Source organism: Streptomyces sp. NPDC041191 (genome assembly GCF_055591945.1).
In genome coordinates this window covers 279,140-292,496 of the sequence record NZ_JBVIZC010000008.1, presented here as the reverse complement: position 1 = coordinate 292,496, position 13,357 = coordinate 279,140, and the positions used below count along the sequence as shown (strand labels likewise).

The 13,357-nt window shown below is 75.4% G+C and carries 11 protein-coding genes; 6 read left to right on the top strand and 5 right to left on the bottom strand.

Going from position 1 to position 13,357, the window contains the following annotated elements; genetic code table 11:
- Positions 1-71: 71 nt before the first annotated feature.
- Positions 72-1,196 carry a DUF2786 domain-containing protein gene (locus ACZ6AQ_RS18190; RefSeq protein ID WP_468760675.1) on the bottom strand — a complete coding sequence of 375 codons (1,125 nt, stop codon included), beginning with the start codon at positions 1,194-1,196 and terminating at the stop codon, positions 72-74.
- Between the two features lie 312 nt (positions 1,197-1,508).
- Here ACZ6AQ_RS18190 and ACZ6AQ_RS18185 point away from each other — a divergent pair, with 312 nt between their 5' ends.
- Complete coding sequence (locus ACZ6AQ_RS18185) at positions 1,509-3,203, top strand: bifunctional 3'-5' exonuclease/DNA polymerase (RefSeq protein WP_468760674.1); 1,695 nt, start codon at positions 1,509-1,511, stop codon at positions 3,201-3,203.
- Positions 3,204-3,313: 110 nt separating this feature from the next.
- Here the strand turns inward: ACZ6AQ_RS18185 and ACZ6AQ_RS18180 are convergent, their stop codons facing one another.
- Both ACZ6AQ_RS18180 and ACZ6AQ_RS18175 read right to left on the bottom strand, forming a co-directional pair.
- Complete coding sequence (locus ACZ6AQ_RS18180; RefSeq protein ID WP_468760673.1) at positions 3,314-4,594, bottom strand: hypothetical protein; 1,281 nt, start codon at positions 4,592-4,594, stop codon at positions 3,314-3,316.
- Between the two features lie 189 nt (positions 4,595-4,783).
- Positions 4,784-5,293, bottom strand: coding sequence for a SigE family RNA polymerase sigma factor (locus ACZ6AQ_RS18175; RefSeq protein WP_468760672.1), 510 nt, complete (start codon positions 5,291-5,293; stop codon positions 4,784-4,786).
- Between the two features lie 138 nt (positions 5,294-5,431).
- Between ACZ6AQ_RS18175 and ACZ6AQ_RS18170 the strand changes: the two genes are divergently transcribed.
- The 5 genes from ACZ6AQ_RS18170 (at position 5,432) to ACZ6AQ_RS18150 (ending at position 11,368) form a co-directional block, all read left to right on the top strand.
- A complete protein-coding gene (locus ACZ6AQ_RS18170) occupies positions 5,432-5,824 on the top strand; it encodes a DUF6479 family protein (RefSeq protein WP_468760671.1) in 393 nt (130 codons plus the stop codon).
- A 317-nt stretch (positions 5,825-6,141) separates the two neighbouring features.
- Positions 6,142-6,489, top strand: a complete 348-nt coding sequence (locus ACZ6AQ_RS18165) for a chorismate mutase family protein (protein ID WP_468760670.1) — start codon at positions 6,142-6,144, stop codon at positions 6,487-6,489.
- Entirely contained in the window at positions 6,486-8,621 is a 2,136-nt protein-coding gene (gene pabB, locus ACZ6AQ_RS18160; protein WP_468760669.1) for an aminodeoxychorismate synthase component I, read from the top strand. The genes ACZ6AQ_RS18165 and pabB overlap by 4 nt, the downstream gene beginning before the upstream one ends.
- Positions 8,618-9,496, top strand: a complete 879-nt coding sequence (locus ACZ6AQ_RS18155) for a prephenate dehydrogenase/arogenate dehydrogenase family protein (RefSeq protein WP_468760668.1) — start codon at positions 8,618-8,620, stop codon at positions 9,494-9,496. The genes pabB and ACZ6AQ_RS18155 overlap by 4 nt, the downstream gene beginning before the upstream one ends.
- A gap of 180 nt (positions 9,497-9,676) precedes the next feature.
- Positions 9,677-11,368 carry a class I adenylate-forming enzyme family protein gene (locus ACZ6AQ_RS18150; RefSeq protein ID WP_468760667.1) on the top strand — a complete coding sequence of 564 codons (1,692 nt, stop codon included), beginning with the start codon at positions 9,677-9,679 and terminating at the stop codon, positions 11,366-11,368.
- A 114-nt stretch (positions 11,369-11,482) separates the two neighbouring features.
- On the opposite strand, the gene ACZ6AQ_RS18145 is transcribed toward ACZ6AQ_RS18150, so the two are convergent.
- Both ACZ6AQ_RS18145 and ACZ6AQ_RS18140 read right to left on the bottom strand, forming a co-directional pair.
- Positions 11,483-12,511: a histidinol-phosphate transaminase gene (locus ACZ6AQ_RS18145; protein ID WP_468760737.1), complete on the bottom strand. Its 1,029-nt coding sequence runs from the start codon at positions 12,509-12,511 to the stop codon at positions 11,483-11,485.
- Entirely contained in the window at positions 12,508-13,350 is an 843-nt protein-coding gene (locus tag ACZ6AQ_RS18140; protein WP_468760666.1) for a LuxR family transcriptional regulator, read from the bottom strand. Before ACZ6AQ_RS18140 ends, ACZ6AQ_RS18145 begins: the two co-directional genes overlap by 4 nt.
- Between the last annotated feature and the right edge of the window lie 7 nt (positions 13,351-13,357).

The window sequence follows — 13,357 nt, the reverse complement described above, 5'->3', positions numbered from 1 at the left end:
CGTCCGTTCGTCCCGTTCCGTCCCTCCGGCGGCCCCCGCCCGCCGCCTCCCGCTCCCTCCGGCGGCCCCCGCTATCTCCCGTCCCCCACCCGCCGCCGCTCCGGGTGGAGGGCCGCCCGGTCGGCCGCCGACGCGCCGTGGGTCCAGCCCGCCTCGTCCCAGGCCGCGCGGACGCGGGTCGTGCGGGTCTCCGGGAACAGCTCGTCCGTACGGGTGGTGACCGCCGCCTCCCGGGAGGCGAGGGCCGGGAGGAGCGTCGGGGCCTCGGCGGCCACCCGGCGGGACGTCGCCGAGAGCCGGGCGCCCAGCCGGTCCGCGTACGCGAGGAGGAAGGACTGCCGGAAGGACTTCGTGCGCTTCCGGCCGCCCGCCCGCTGCTCCGCCTCCACCCGCGTCATCGCCGCCGTCCCCTGCACCAGCAGCGACGTGTACAGCAGTTCCACCGGGTCGAGATCCGTCTCGAAGCCGATCACCGTCGAGAAGCCGTACGTCTCGTTCCACACCGCCCGGCAGTGGTTGGCGGTCGCCACCGCGTCGAGCAGGATCGCCTTCGCCTGCTCGTACGGCGGGTCCACCCCGATCCGGATCGCGCCGGGCGTCTCCGGGGACGGCGCCGCCGCCGCGAGCGTCGCCCCGTCGAGGCTGTGTCGGGCCATCAGCTCCTGCGCCTTGGCCGTCAGCGCCTCCGCCTCCTCCGGGTAGCCGGTCGCCTCCGCCTTCGCGAGCAGCGCCCTGATCCGGGTGAGCATCCGGGGCTCCCCGGCGGCGGCCGGGGGCAGCTCCTCCCCCGGCACCGGCCCCACCGCGTCCAGGCGCGGCAGCCGGACGAGCAGCCGGTACAGCTCCAGGACGGCCGTCGCGCGCGAGAAGCGGTCCGCCGCCCGGCCGGGTCCCGTCTCCAGCCCGTCCAGCTGCGCCCGCCAGCGGCGCGGCAGCCGCGCGTACCCCGCCGTCTCCGTCCCGATCAGGCCGGAGAGGAGCCGTACGTGCTCCTCCGCGAGGTCGCGGCGGGCCGCGCGGACGAGGTCCGCCGGCTGCCAGCCCCGCTCCCACAGGCTCCGTACGAACCCCTCGCCCCGCCGCGCCAGCTCCGCGTCCGCGCCCGGGTCTGCGGCGAGCAGCGAGGCCGCCGTGTCGAGCGAGTCGTCGTCGCCCGCGTACAGCGCCTCGAACGCCTTGTCGATGGTGGTGCCCACGCCGTCCTCGCGTCCCGTTCCGCGTCCTGCCGGACGCTCCGCCGCTCGCCGGGCGCCCCGGCTCCGTGGCGGCCGGCGCGTCCCCGTCCCTCCGATGGTCTCAGCCGCCGCCCCGCGTCCGCGCGGGGCCTCCGGGGCGCGGGGGGCACGGGGCGGCCCGGCCCTTCCCGCGTGGCGGCCGGCGCGCCGACCGGCCATGGTGGGACGACGGGGCGGTGACCGGGGTCGGAGCCGGGTCGCCGCCCCGCCCCCGGCGCGCGGGACCCGCGCCGCCGCCCCGCCCTGTCAGTGGCGGCTGCCAGACTCGCTCCCATGGGCGAGAGGTGGGCGCTGGCGGCCGAGGCCGAGGGGGACGGGGCGCTGCTCGCGCCCCTCGTCCCGGACGGGACGCCCGCCGGACCGGTGCGGCGCGAGCCGGACCTGGTGGCGGCCGTGCGGGCCCGCCCGGAGGTGACCCGCTGGGTGTGGCGGTCGACGGCCGAGGTGTACCCGGGACTGCTCGCCGCGGGGGTGCGGGTCGGGCGGTGCTACGACGTGGAGGCCGCCGAGCAGCTGCTCCTCGGGCACGAGGGACGGCTCGGCGAGCCCCGTTCGGCCGCCGCGGCCTGGGCGCGCCTGCGGAACGCCCCCGTACCGCCCGACCCCCCGCAGCGCGGGCCCGGACCCGGCCCGCAGGACTCGCTCTTCGAGCCGCGCCCGGCGGCCTCCGTGCCCTTCGAGGGACTGCTCGCGGTCTACGCGGAACAGGCGCGCCGCCACGACCGGGCCGAGCACCCGGGCAGGATGCGGCTGCTCACGGCCGCCGAGTCGGCGGGGACGCTGGTGGCCGCCGAGATGCACCGGGCGGGGCTGCCCTGGCGGGCCGACGTGCACCGGGAGCTGCTGACGGAGCTGCTCGGCGAGCGGTACGCGGGCGGGGGCGAGCCGCGCCGGCTCGCGGAGCTGGCGGACGAGGTGTCGGCGGCGTTCGGCCGCCGCGTCCGGCCCGACCTCCCGGCCGACGTGGTGAGGGCCTTCGCGGGGGCCGGGATCCGGCTGCGGTCCACGCGCCGCTGGGAGCTGGCGGAGATCGACCACCCGGCGGTGGCGCCGCTGATCGCGTACAAGAAGCTGTACCGGATCTGGACGGCGCACGGCTGGTCGTGGCTGGCCGACTGGGTGCGGGACGGCCGCTTCCGGCCGGAGTACCTGCCCGGGGGCACGGTCAGCGGACGGTGGACGACCAACGGCGGCGGGGCCCTCCAGATCCCGAAGGTGATCCGGCGGGCCGTGGTCGCCGACCCGGGCTGGCGGCTCGTGGTGGCCGACGCCGACCAGATGGAGCCGCGCGTCCTCGCCGCGATCTCCCGCGACCCGGGCCTGATGGAGGTCGCGGGCCACCCCGACGACCTGTACACCCGGCTCTCGGCCCGCGCCTTCTCCGGCGACCGCGACCACGCCAAGCTCGCGCTCCTGGGCGCGATCTACGGGCAGACCAGCGGGGACGGCCTGAAGAACCTGGCGGCCCTGCGCCGCCGTTTCCCGCGCGCGGTGGCGTACGTGGACGAGGCCGCGCGGGCGGGCGAGGAGGGCCGGCTCGTCCGGACCTGGCTGGGCCGGACCAGCCCGCGCGCGGCCGGCGCGGCCGACGCGGAGGAGGCGGGCCTGCCCCAGGAGGACGGCGCCGGACCGGACGCGGAGGACGGCGGGCCCGCCCCCGGGTACGCCTCCGGCAACGCCCGGGCGCGCGGCCGCTTCACCCGCAACTTCGTCGTCCAGGGCAGCGCCGCCGACTGGGCGCTCCTGATGCTGGCGGCCCTGCGGCGCGCGCTCGCCGGGACACGGGCGGAGCTGGTCTTCTTCCAGCACGACGAGGTGATCGTGCACTGCCCGGCGGAGGAGGCGGAGGCGGTCACGGAGGCGGTCCGCGCGGCGGGGGACGAGGCGGGGAGGATCGCGTTCGGCGACACGCCGGTGAGGTTCCCGTTCACGACGGCGACGGTGGAGCGGTACGCGGACGCCAAGTAGCGGGCGGGGGCGCGGGGACGGCGGACCCCTGTACCGCCGTCCCCGCGCCCCCGCCGTCCGTCCGGCCTGCTCGGCCTGCCGGCGTACTGGGCCTGCTGGGCCTGCTGGGCCTACTGGGCGTACTTCAGCCACTTCGGGCTGAGCGCGACGGCCTTCAGCTCCTCCACGCTCAGCGCGGGCTCGGCGCGCGTGGCGGCCTCGTGCTGCGCCCCGGTGTTGAAGGCGGAGACCACGACCCGGAAGCCCCCGGGCGTCAGGGTGTCCACGGTCCACTGGACGACACCGGCGCCGCCCTTCTCGCCGGCCCCCCGGGTGACCCCGACCATCCGGCCGTCGGGCAGCGTGGTGACGTCCCCGTCGGCGGACAGGTGGCCGGCCACGTCCTCCATGTGGGACTGGACGTTGATCTGGACGAAGCTCCGGCCCCTGCCGTCGTCGACGACGACGTAGGCGTAGCCGTCCTGGCCGCCCTGGTCCTTCACCCGCGCGTCCCGGGGCAGGAGGGAGCGCAGGATCGCCCGCGTGGCGGCGGCGTCGGGCCCGGCGGGCTCCCGGTGCGCGTCCGGGGCGGGCTTCCGCCGCGGGAGCGCGGGCAGCTTCGCGAGGAGCGGGCGCCAGGCGTCGGCCGTGACGAGGGCCTTGAGCTGGGCGGGTGTGAAGGGCGGATTCGGGCGGCTGACCGGGGAGCCCTTCTGGGCCGGGGCGTTGTACTCGCTCACGTCCACGAGGAACCCGTCCCCGGTGAGCAGGACCGCCCGCCAGTTCTTGGTGTCCTCGCGCCTGTCGGGGTACTCGTACCCCTGGAGGATCATGAGCCGGCCGCCGCCCGGCAGCCTCTCGGTGGCGCACCTGTCGTAGGGCGTGAAGACCTTGTCGGGGCACGTGACCCGGCCCTCGCCCGCTTCGCCGGAGCCGGCGGCGCGGTAGAGGCCGACGGTGACGGCCGCCTCGCCGCGGCCGTCGTCGTAGACGCCGCCGGCGCTCTGTCCCGTGCCGTCGGGGTCCTCGATCCGCCACGTGCCGGGCGGGGTGTGGGCCTGGAGGACGGCCGCGATGTCCTTCACCGGGATGCGCGCCTCCGCCGGGTCCCGGTCCTGGGGGGCGCCGGGGGCGGATGTCACCGGGGGCGCCGCCACGGTGGCGGTCGCCGTCCCTCCGGCGGGGCCGAGGAGCGAGCCGCCGTACACCCCGCCGGCGCAGACGGTGGCGAGCGCGAGGACGCCGCCGGTCACCGCGAGCCGGCGGCGCACCAGCAGGCGCCGGCCGCGCCGGAGCCCGCCGTCGGCCAGTTCGCCCCGGTCGTCGGCGGCGAAGCCCTCGCCGGTGCGGCGCAGCACCGCGCCGAACTCCTCCTCGAAGTCGTCGTGCCGGGAGTCTCTGGGCTGGTTCATGTCGGAATCACCGTTTCCGGTTCGTGGCGGGGAGGTGCGGGGAGAGGAGCGACCGGCCGGACCGCCGGAGGGAAGGGGGGTACGCGGGGCGGGCAGGGAGGGGGTACGGGGGGCCGGGCAGGGAGGGGAGTACGCAGGGCGGGGAGGGAGATACGCGGGGCGGGGAAGGAGCGCGGGGTTCCGGGCCGGTCAGCGGGCGGCGAACTCGGCGATGCCGCCGCCGAGCCGTTCCCGCAGCTTCGCGAGGGCCCGCACGGACCGGGTGCGGACGGCGGCGGAGCTGACGTGCAGCGCGTCGGCGGTCTCCTCGATGCTGCGGTCCTCCCAGTAGCGCAGGACCACGACCGCCCGGTCCTTGGGCGCGAGCCCGGCGAGCGCGTCGAGGAGGGCGATCCGGAGCGCCGGGTCCTCCCCGGTGTCGGAGGCGCGGTCGGGCAGTTCCCCGAGCGGGCGCTCGGTGGCGGAACGGCGCCTCCGGTGGCTGAGGAACGTGCGGACGAGCACGGTCTGGGCGTACGCGGCGGGGTTCCCGACCCGTGCCATGCGGCCCCAGTGGACGTACATCCGGCCGAGCGTCTCCTGCGTGAGGTCTTCGGCGAGGTGGGTGTCGCCGCTGGTCAGCAGGCACGCGGAGCGGAACAGGTGCCCCGTGCGTGCGGCCGCGAACTCCAGGAACGCGTCCGTGCGGGCCTGTCTCATGGTCCCCCCGTCCTCCGGCCGCCGGTGCGGCCGTCCTCCACCTCATCGACGCGCCGGGAGCCCGCATATGTTTCAGATAAATCCGAAGAGATGTCCGTCGAGCGCATCCAAAGAAGCGGAACCGGGTAATCCGTAGGCATGAACACTCTCAGCGCAGCAGAGAACCTGGCCGCTGGAGTTTGGCAGTCCGGCCTGGCACAGGTTCTCGGCGGTCTCGTCGTCGTCGCCGTCCTCATCGGCGCGTTCGCCTTCGGTATCCGGCTCCGCAACCGGGAACCGGCCCCGCCGAGGGCCGAGGAGCAGCCGCACCGGCCCGCCGACGCCGGCCTGCCCGGCGAGGCGACCGAGTACCGCAGGCCGACCGAGATGCCGCACACCGACAGCGAGCACCGGCTCATGCCCTACCAGCTCAAGGGCCCCGGCAGCTCGGGGTCGGAGACCTCCCCCGAGCCCCCGGCCGAGGAGAAGCGCAAGTGGGGCGGGATCTCCAGCGGCGGCTTCGGCAGCGGGGGCACCGGCCACGGCGACTGACGCGGGACGGGCGGACGGCCGGGAGGAGCGCCCGGACGGACCGCCCGCGCGGACGGTCCGGCGGCCCGGGACACGACCCGGCCGCCGGACTCTCCGTACCGCCACCGCCACCGCTCCCGTCCCTCCCACCGGTCCCCTCCCCGCTCCCGGCCCCGCCTCCGGCCTTCCGGGCCGGTGATTTTCCCTCCGCCGGGGTTCGTGAATACGCAGTGCGTATTCACGAACCCTGACGGCTCTTCTCCCGGGGTGCCCCGCCGGGCGAGAGTTCCTGCGTGAAGCGATTTCCGTGAGCGTAGGGACCCGGGAGGTATGGGGGCATGACCATCACGGCGCAAGCCACTGCTGGTATCGAGGAGCTGCGCACGCGGCTGGACCGGATCGACGAACGGTTCCTGGAAAATCTGCGGGAACGCATCGAGGTCTGTGTGGAGATCGCCCGCGTGAAGAAGGAGAGCGGCATTCCGATGATGCAGCCGCACCGCATCGGGCTGGTCCAGGAAAGGGCGGCGGCCTTCGGCACGGAACACGGGCTGGACCTCGATTTCCTGCGCCGGCTCTACGACCTGGTCATCGAGGAGACCTGCCGGGTCGAGGACCTCGTCATCGCGGGCGCCTCCCCTGCCCCCGGGTCCCCCGCCCCCACGACGTCCGGGAGCGCGATATGAGGACCCTGCTGATCGACAACCACGACTCGTTCACCTACAACCTCTACCAACTGCTCGGGGAGGTGAACGGCCGCCCGCCGGTCGTCGTCCCCAACGAGACCGACTGGTCCACCCTCGACATGGCCGACTACGACGCCGTCGTCGTCTCCCCCGGCCCCGGCCGCCCCGAGCGCGAGCGCGACTTCGGCATCAGCCGCCGCGCCATCCTGGAGAGCGGGCTGCCCGTCCTCGGCGTCTGCCTCGGCCACCAGGGCATCTGCCACCTCTTCGGCGGCGAGGTCGGCCACGCGCCGCTGCCGATGCACGGCCGGATCTCGTCCGTCACCCACGACGGCACCGACCTCTTCGCGGGCATCCCCTCCCCCTACGACGTGGTGCGCTACCACTCGCTGGCCGCCGTCCGGCTGCCCGACGAGCTGGAGCCGACCGCCCGGACCTCCGACGGCGTGGTCATGGCCGTGCGCCACCGCAGCCTGCCGGTGTGGGGCGTGCAGTTCCACCCGGAGTCCATCAGCAGCGAGTACGGCCGGGAGCTCCTGGCCAACTTCCGCGACCTGGCCCTGGCCCACGGCGCGCGGCGGGCCGAACGGGCCCGGCACGACGCGGCACGGCCCCGCGAGCCGTACCGGACGCACGTGCGGAAGCTTTCCCTGCTGCCGGACACCGAAGTCGCCTACCGGGAACTCTTCGCCGGCGGGGAACACAGTTTCTGGCTGGACAGCAGCCGGGTCGTGGACGGCCTTTCGCGTTTCTCCTTCATGGGCGACGGAACCGGCCCGCTTTCCGAATACCTCACGTATCAGGTGCTCGAACACACCGTCCGCGTGCACCGTCCCGGCGGCCGTGACGAACTCGTCGCGCAAAGCGTCTTCACCTATCTGGAGGACCAGCTCGCCCGGCGCCGCGTTCCGGTTCCCGAGGGCCTCCCCTTCGCATTCAACCTGGGATACGTGGGATATCTGGGCTACGAACTGAAGGCCGACAGCGGGGGCCAGGAGGCGCACAAGGCCGACACCCCCGACGCCGCCCTGCTGTTCGTGGACCGGATGGTGGCCTTCGACCACGCCGAGGGCGACACGTACCTGCTCGCCCTGTCCGCGGGCGACGACGACCACGACGCCCGCGCCTGGCTGGACCGCACCGCGGCCCGGCTGCGCGCCCTCGGCCCGGCGGCCCCCGCCGGACGGCCCGGCGGCCGGAGCGCCTTCGCCACCACCGGGATGACCGACCCGGCGCTCGACGGGCTGATCCGCATGCGCCACGACCGCGAGGGCTACCTGAGCCGGATCGCCGAGATCCACCGGGAGATCCACGACGGCGAGAGCTACGAGGTCTGCCTGACCAACCAGGTCGGGATGGACGCCCGGATCGACCCCGTGACGACCTTCTCCGAGCTGCGCCGGATCAGCCCCGTCCCGTACGGCGCGCTCCTGGACTTCCCCGGGGTCGCCGTCCTCAGCGCCTCCCCCGAGCGCTTCATGACGGTGGGCACCGACCGGACGGTCGAGTCCAAGCCGATCAAGGGCACCCGGCCGCGCGGCGCGACGCCGGCGGAGGACGAGCTGCTCAGGCGGGACCTGCTCGGCAACGAGAAGGACCGCGCCGAGAACCTGATGATCGTGGACCTGATCCGCAACGACCTCAACGTCGTCTCCGAGGTCGGTTCGGTCCACGTGCCCAAGCTGTTCGACGTGGAGACGTACGCGCCCGTGCACCAGCTGGTGTCCACCATCCGGGGCACCCTGCGCGACGACGAGTCCGCGGTGTCGGCGGTGCGGGCGGCGTTCCCCGGCGGCTCGATGACCGGGGCGCCGAAGGAACGGACGATGGAGATCATCGACCGGCTCGAAGAGGGTGCCCGGGGCGTCTACTCGGGTTCGCTCGGCTGGTTCTCGCTGGGCGGCGCCGCCGACCTGAACATCGTCATCCGCACGCTGGTCGCCACCGGTGACCGGGTCACGTTCGGCGTCGGCGGCGCGGTGATCGCGCTCTCCGACCCGGACGAGGAGTTCGAGGAGACGGTGGTCAAGTCGCGGGCCATGGTCCAGGCGGTGGTCGGCACCGCGCTGGAGCAACCCGCGACGGGGCGGGCCCGGTCCGCCGCCCTGGCCCCCGCCGGGAGTCCGGCGTGATAGGCAGCGCGGTGATCGCCGGGGGCCGCGGCGCGGTCGGCCGGCTGTTCGCCGAGAAGCTGCTGGGCAGCGGCGTCCGGGTCCGCGTCGTGGACCCGGCCGGGGCGGGCCCGCCCGTCCCCGACGGCGTCCGCGCCCTCCCCGGCGACATCACCGACCTCTCCCCCGCGCTGGCCGGGGAGCTGGGCGAGGCCGACATGGTCGTCCTGGCCGTGCCGGAACCGGTGGCGCTCGCCGCCGTCGAGGGGGTGGCCGCCGCGCTGCGGCCCGGCGCCCTGCTCGTCGACACGCTGTCCGTGAAGCAGCGGATCGACGAGGAGTTCCGGAAGCACCTGCGCGGGGTGGAGGGCGTGGGCCTGAACCCCATGTTCGCCCCGGCGCTCGGCTTCGAGGGGCGCGTGGTCGCCGCGTCGGTGTCGTTCGACGGGCCGATGACCGCCGCGCTGCTGAAGCTGGTGGAGTCCTGGGGCAGCCGGATCGTCCGGGTGGACGCGGCCGAGCACGACCGGCTGACGGCCGTGTCCCAGGCGCTCACCCACGCGACCGTGCTCTCCTTCGGGCTCGCCCTGTCGGGCATGGGCACCGACGCGGAGGAGGTCGCGCGGATCGCCCCGCCCCCGCACAAGACGCTGGCCTCGCTGGTGGCCCGGGTCTCCTCCGGCACGCCGGAGGTGTACTGGGACGTGCAGGCGGCCAACCCGCAGGCGGTGGCGGCCCGTACGGCCCTGGCCGAGGCGGCGCGCCGCCTCGCCGACACCGTCAGGGACGGCACCGAGGAGGACTTCACGGCGCTGATGTCCAAGGTGCGCGGGGCCCTGGGCGCGGAGCTCGACAACTACCGCGACCTCTGCGCACGCCTCTTCTCCTCCGTCTGACCACCCGACCGACCGTCCGTGCCGGGTCCCGGCACGGCCCTCCCGCACCCCCTCCCGCACGACACCCGGCACGGCCTCCCGGCCCGCCCCGGCGGGCCCTCCGGAAGGGCCCCGCCGCGCCTTCGCACCACCGCCGCGCACCCGCGCGCATCCCGACCTCCCCATCAAGAGAGGCACGACATGACCGACTCCCGCACGGGCTTCGCCGCGACCGTCCTCGACCCCGAGCAGCGCGCGGCACTGGCCGCCGACACCACCGTCGGCGGCGGCAACCTGCTGCGCTCGGCCCTCGCCGCGAGCCCGAGCCCCACGACCCCCTTCGTCCACTCCACCCGGCCGCTCACCAACCTGGAGGGCGCCGAGCAGCACGACTGGAGCCTGGCCGGGGTGGACCGGCTGGCACAGGCGTGGTCCGCCTGGTACCTCGCGCGGGGCGTCCGGCCCAAGGACCGCGTCGCGGTCTGGTTCGAGGACTCCTTCGCGTACTCCGTGCACTTCTACGCGCTGGCCCAGATCGGCGCCGTCGCCGTCCTCGTCAACAGCAAGGCCACCGCGCCGATCGCCGGGTCCCTCATCGAGCAGACCGCCCCCGTGGGCCTCTACGCGGACCGGGCCCGGCTCGCCGACCTGCGCGCCCACGGCGGGGTCCTCGACCGGCTCGCCTGGACCCAGGAGGAGGAGGACCTGCCGGCACCGCCGCCGGCGACGCTGCCCCCGGGCGCGTACTGGCAGCACGTGAAGGAGGACCCGGTCGTCATCCTCCACTCCTCGGGCACGACGGGCCGGCCGAAGCCGACGATCCACACGCACGGCACGATCGTCGCCGGTCCGCAGTTCCGGCTGGTGGACTTCGTGGAGCAGCCGAACTCGCTGATGCTGACGGCGCTTCCGCAGTCGCACCTGGGCTGCATCGCCTTCACCGTGTACGCGGTCCTGGCGGGGACCCCGATCGTCGCGCACAGCGACCGCAGCGGCGAGGAGCTGGCCGAGGCCGTGGCCGAGCACCGGCCGACCGCGGTGATGGCGTTCGCGCACTCCTACGCCGAACTGGCCGCGCTGGAGAACGCCGAGGGCCGCCTGGACAGCGTCGGCACCTGGGTGTCGATCGGCGACGCCGTGCACCAGGCGCACATCACCCGGACCCTGGAGCACCGCTCCCCGCACCTGCCGTCGGCGCAGTTCTTCGACCGGCTCGGCACCACCGAGCTGGGCTGGGGCGTGCTCCTGAAGGTCCGCACCAAGGAGACCGAGCGCAACGACCGCTGCGCCGGGCAGCCGGTCGGGGTCGCCGAGGTGACGATCCTGCGCGAGGACGGCAGCCACGCGGACGACGGCGAGGTCGGCTTCCTGGCCGCCCGGGGCCCGGCGATCACGCCCGGGTACTGGGGCGACTCGGAGACCACCTACCGCTACAAGCTGGCCGGGTACTGGCTGCCGGGCGACATGGCCTACCGGGACGCGAACGGCGACTTCTACCTGGTGGACCGGACCGCCGACCAGATCAGGACCGCCGCCGGACCGGCGTACTCCACGCTGATGGAGGAGGTCCTGCTCAACGACGTGCCCGAGTTCGACGACGTCGCGGTGGTCGCGGGCGGCGAGGGCGGGGCCCCGGTGCCGGTCGCCGTGGTGACCACGCAGGACACCGGGGCCGACGCGGAGAAGCTGCTGCTGCGCGCGAACGAGGCGCTGGCGGCGGCGGGCCAGCCGGCGCTGCGGCTCCTCGAAGTGGCGCGCGGCGCCGAGGACTTCCCGGTCGGGGTGACCGGGAAGGTGCTGAAGCGGAAGCTGCGCCACAAGTACGCCGACCTGGGGACGTACGCCGCGGAGGGCGCCGCCGCCGGGAAGGCGCTCGCCCTCGCGGCGGGCTGACGGACGGCCCCGTACCGGCCCGGCGAGGGGCGGGCCGGTACGGGGCGGGCACGGAAGCCCGGAGGGCCGGCTCCCGGCGGGAGCCGGCCCTCCGGGTCCGGGCACGGCGGAGGATCAGACGACCGACGGGACGAAGGAGGCGGCCACCGTGAGAAGGACGTCGTCGGCCTCGCGGGTGCCCAGGGTGACGCGGACGCCCTCGCCGGGGAAGGACCGGACCGCGAGGCCCGCGTCGGCGCAGGCCGAGGCGAAGGACTCCGTGCGGTCCGCCAGCGGGAGCCAGAGGAAGTTGGCCTCGCTCCGGGGGACCGCGAGGCCCCCGGCGCGCAGGGCGGCCGCGACCCGTTCGCGCTCCTCGACCAGCAGCCGCACCCGCTCCAGGAGTTCGTCCTCCGCCGCCAGGGAGGCGACGGCGCCCGTCTGGGCGACCGCGGAGACCCCGAACGGAACGGCGGAGGAGCGGATCGCGGCGGCGAGGGACTCGTGGGCGACCGCGTAGCCGACGCGCAGGCCGGCCAGGCCGTACGCCTTGGAGAAGGTGCGGACGACCACCAGATGGGGGCGGTCGCGCTGGAGCTCGACGCCGTCGGGCGAGTCCGGGTCGGTGACGAACTCGCGGTACGCCTCGTCGAGGACGACGGTCACCCCGTCCGGCACCCGGTCGAGGAAACGTTCCAGCGCGGCCCGGCCGACCACCGTGCCGGTCGGGTTGTTCGGGTTGCAGACCAGGACCAGCCGGGTGCGCGGGCCGATCCGCGCGGCCATGGCGTCCAGGTCGTGGGTGGCGTCCGCGCCCGACAGGGGCACCCGGACCGGAACCGCCCGGTTGACCTCCGTCAGGTGCGGATACGCCTCGAACGACGGCCAGGCGAAAAGGACTTCGTCGCCGTCGCGGAGCACGGCGTGCAGCAGGTGCTGGAGCACGGCCACCGAGCCGGCGCCGACCGCCAGGCGGGCGGCCGGCACGCCGAGGCGGCGGGAGAGGGCCGCCGTCAGGTCGGTGGAGAAGCGGTCGGGGTAGCGGTGGGCGCGGCCGGCCGCCCCGGCGAGGGCCGCGCGGACCGAGGGCAGCGGGGGGTAGGGGTTCTCGTTGGCGTCGAGCCGGTGCATGGTCGGGATTTCCTTCGGTCGGGGACGGTTCAGTCGATGGGGGGCAGGGCGCTCTCGCCCCGGCCCACGAGGTAGCCGAGCTGGAAGCGGTGCTGTGCTCCGTACTGGTCGCGCAGGCACGAGACGTGGCCCTGGACCGACCGCAGGCTGACCCCGAGCCGGCGCGCGATGGCCTTGTCGGAGCAGCCCTCGATGAGCAGCTTGCGGATGGCGAGCCGCATGTCCGGCACCACCTCGGAGGCGGCGCGCACGGCCCGCACCGGGCGGTAGGGGAAGGGTTCGGCCCGGTCCCACGCCTTCTCGAAGACGTCGGCGAGGAAGCCGGTGACCGCCCGGTCGCGGATCACGACGGCGGAGGCGCGGGTGTCGTCCGCGGGGATGAAGGACACCTCGCCGTCGATGACGATCAGCCGGTCGAAGAACTCGGGCAGGGTGCGGACCTGCGCGCCGTGCTGCTGGACCGCCTGGACGTAGCGCCGGGTCTCCTCGTGGAAGCGGGAGCTGTGCTGGTAGAGCGTGCGCATGGAGACGCCCCGGGAGAGGTGGTCCCGGACGGCCGCGTACGCCTCGTCGAGGACGGCGCCCGGACGGGGGCCGTCGGGCTGGGCGGTGAGGATCTCCTCGCGGGCCCGGCCGAGGGCCTCGCGGATGGCGTGCGTGATCCGGTCGGCGCCGTGGAGGTACTCGACCCGGGCCCGGCCGGGACCGGGCACGGGTTCCGGGGCCGGCTCGGGTGGCCGGGCCGGGGTGCGGGCGGCCTCGGCGGCGTACCGGGACAGGTCCTCCAGGGTGTCGGCCATCCGCCGGAGGGTGTCCTGCGGGGAGACCGCGGGCTCGGCCGGCGGGGGGACCAGGGCGAGGTTGCTGCGCATGCGATTC

Excerpts from the sequence above, each read along its gene's own strand:
- ACZ6AQ_RS18185 (WP_468760674.1), top strand. The coding sequence starts at position 1,509 with ATGGGCGAGAGGTGGGCGCTGGCGGCCGAGGCCGAGGGGGACGGGGCG.
- ACZ6AQ_RS18180 (WP_468760673.1), bottom strand. The coding sequence starts at position 4,594 with ATGAACCAGCCCAGAGACTCCCGGCACGACGACTTCGAGGAGGAGTTC.
- ACZ6AQ_RS18175 (WP_468760672.1), bottom strand. The coding sequence starts at position 5,293 with ATGAGACAGGCCCGCACGGACGCGTTCCTGGAGTTCGCGGCCGCACGC.
- ACZ6AQ_RS18170 (WP_468760671.1), top strand. The coding sequence starts at position 5,432 with ATGAACACTCTCAGCGCAGCAGAGAACCTGGCCGCTGGAGTTTGGCAG.
- ACZ6AQ_RS18165 (WP_468760670.1), top strand. The coding sequence starts at position 6,142 with ATGACCATCACGGCGCAAGCCACTGCTGGTATCGAGGAGCTGCGCACG.
- pabB (WP_468760669.1), top strand. The coding sequence starts at position 6,486 with ATGAGGACCCTGCTGATCGACAACCACGACTCGTTCACCTACAACCTC.
- ACZ6AQ_RS18150 (WP_468760667.1), top strand. The coding sequence starts at position 9,677 with ATGACCGACTCCCGCACGGGCTTCGCCGCGACCGTCCTCGACCCCGAG.
- ACZ6AQ_RS18140 (WP_468760666.1), bottom strand. The coding sequence starts at position 13,350 with ATGCGCAGCAACCTCGCCCTGGTCCCCCCGCCGGCCGAGCCCGCGGTC.